Raw genomic sequence first — 2493 nt, forward strand, 5'->3', positions numbered from 1 at the left:
GTCGTGACTGCGTGCCTTTTGAAGAATGAGCCTGCGAGTTTGCGGTGTGTTGCGAGGTTAACCCGTGTGGGGAAGCCGTAGCGAAAGCGAGTCCGAATAGGGCGTTTTAGTAGCGCGCTCAAGACCCGAAGCGGAGTGATCTAGCCATGGGCAGGTTGAAGCGGAGGTAAGACTTCGTGGAGGACCGAACCCACCAGGGTTGAAAACCTGGGGGATGACCTGTGGTTAGGGGTGAAAGGCCAATCAAACTCCGTGATAGCTGGTTCTCCCCGAAATGCATTTAGGTGCAGCGTCGTGTGTTTCTTGCCGGAGGTAGAGCACTGGATAGGCGATGGGCCCTACCGGGTTACTGACCTTAGCCAAACTCCGAATGCCGGTAAGTGAGAGCGCGGCAGTGAGACTGTGGGGGATAAGCTCCATGGTCGAGAGGGAAACAGCCCAGAGCATCGACTAAGGCCCCTAAGCGTACGCTAAGTGGGAAAGGATGTGGAGTCGCAGAGACAACCAGGAGGTTGGCTTAGAAGCAGCCATCCTTGAAAGAGTGCGTAATAGCTCACTGGTCAAGTGATTCCGCGCCGACAATGTAGCGGGGCTCAAGCGTACCGCCGAAGTCGTGTCATTGCAGTACATACCCCCAACGGGGACTGTGATGGGTAGGGGAGCGTCGTGTGCCGGGTGAAGCCGCCGTGGAAGCGAGTGGTGGACGGTTCACGAGTGAGAATGCAGGCATGAGTAGCGATACACACGTGGGAAACGTGTGCGCCGATTGACTAAGGGTTCCTGGGTCAAGCTGATCTGCCCAGGGTAAGTCGGGACCTAAGGCGAGGCCGACAGGCGTAGTCGATGGACAACCGGTTGATATTCCGGTACCCGCTTTGGAACGCCCAGTATCGAATCCATTTATGCTAAGGCCGTGAAGCCGTCCTGGAGCCTTCGGGTGAAGGGGAGTGGTGGAGCCGCTGAACCGAGGTGGTAGTAGGTAAGCGATGGGGTGACGCAGGAAGGTAGTCCAGCCCGGGCGGTGGTTGTCCCGGGGTAAGGGTGTAGGGCGTTGTGCAGGTAAATCCGTGCAATTTGTGCCTGAGACCTGATGCCGAGCCGATTGTGGTGAAGTGGATGATCCTATGCTGTCGAGAAAAGCCTCTAGCGAGTTTCATGGCGGCCCGTACCCTAAACCGACTCAGGTGGTCTGGTAGAGAATACCGAGGCGTTCGGGTGAACTATGGTTAAGGAACTCGGCAAAATGCCCCCGTAACTTCGGGAGAAGGGGGGCCATTCTGGGTGATCATCTTTACGGTGTGAGCTTGGGGTGGCCGCAGAGACCAGCGAGAAGCGACTGTTTACTAAAAACACAGGTCCGTGCGAAGCCGTAAGGCGATGTATACGGACTGACGCCTGCCCGGTGCTGGAACGTTAAGGGGACCGGTTAGTCAATCTTCGGGTTGGCGAAGCTGAGAACTTAAGCGCCAGTAAACGGCGGTGGTAACTATAACCATCCTAAGGTAGCGAAATTCCTTGTCGGGTAAGTTCCGACCTGCACGAATGGCGTAACGACTTCTCGACTGTCTCAACCATAGGCCCGGTGAAATTGCATTACGAGTAAAGATGCTCGTTTCGCGCAGCAGGACGGAAAGACCCCGGGACCTTTACTATAGTTTGATATTGGTGTTCGGTTCGGCTTGTGTAGGATAGGTGGGAGACTGTGAAGCTTGGACGCCAGTTCAGGTGGAGTCGTCGTTGAAATACCACTCTGGTCGTGCTGGATGTCTAACCTGGGTCCGTGATCCGGATCAGGGACAGTGTCTGATGGGTAGTTTAACTGGGGCGGTTGCCTCCTAAAGGGTAACGGAGGCGCCCAAAGGTTCCCTCAGCCTGGTTGGTAATCAGGTGTTGAGTGTAAGTGCACAAGGGAGCTTGACTGTGAGACCGACGGGTCGAGCAGGGACGAAAGTCGGGACTAGTGATCCGGCGGTGGCTTGTGGAAGCGCCGTCGCTCAACGGATAAAAGGTACCCCGGGGATAACAGGCTGATCTTCCCCAAGAGTCCATATCGACGGGATGGTTTGGCACCTCGATGTCGGCTCGTCGCATCCTGGGGCTGGAGTCGGTCCCAAGGGTTGGGCTGTTCGCCCATTAAAGCGGTACGCGAGCTGGGTTTAGAACGTCGTGAGACAGTTCGGTCCCTATCCGCTGTGCGCGTAGGAGTCTTGAGAAGGGCTGTCCCTAGTACGAGAGGACCGGGACGGACGAACCTCTGGTGTGCCAGTTGTTCTGCCAAGGGCATGGCTGGTTGGCTACGTTCGGGAGGGATAACCGCTGAAAGCATCTAAGCGGGAAGCCTGCTTCGAGATGAGGACTCCCACCCCCTTGAGGGGTTAAGGCTCCCAGTAGACGACTGGGTTGATAGGCCAGATGTGGAAGACCGGTAACGGTTGAAGCTGACTGGTACTAATAGGCCGAGGGCTTGTCCTCAGTTGCTCGCGTCCACTGTGT

At 56.4% G+C, this 2493-nt stretch carries 1 rRNA gene; it reads left to right on the plus strand.

Annotated features, from left to right (window positions below):
- Nucleotides 1–2472 (plus strand): 23S ribosomal RNA (locus PV679_RS35910); the annotation flags it as partial.
- Nucleotides 2473–2493 lie beyond the last annotated feature (21 nt).

This window comes from Streptomyces sp. AK02-01A (assembly GCF_033795305.1).
In the GTDB taxonomy this organism is placed as follows: Bacteria; Actinomycetota; Actinomycetes; order Streptomycetales; family Streptomycetaceae; genus Streptomyces.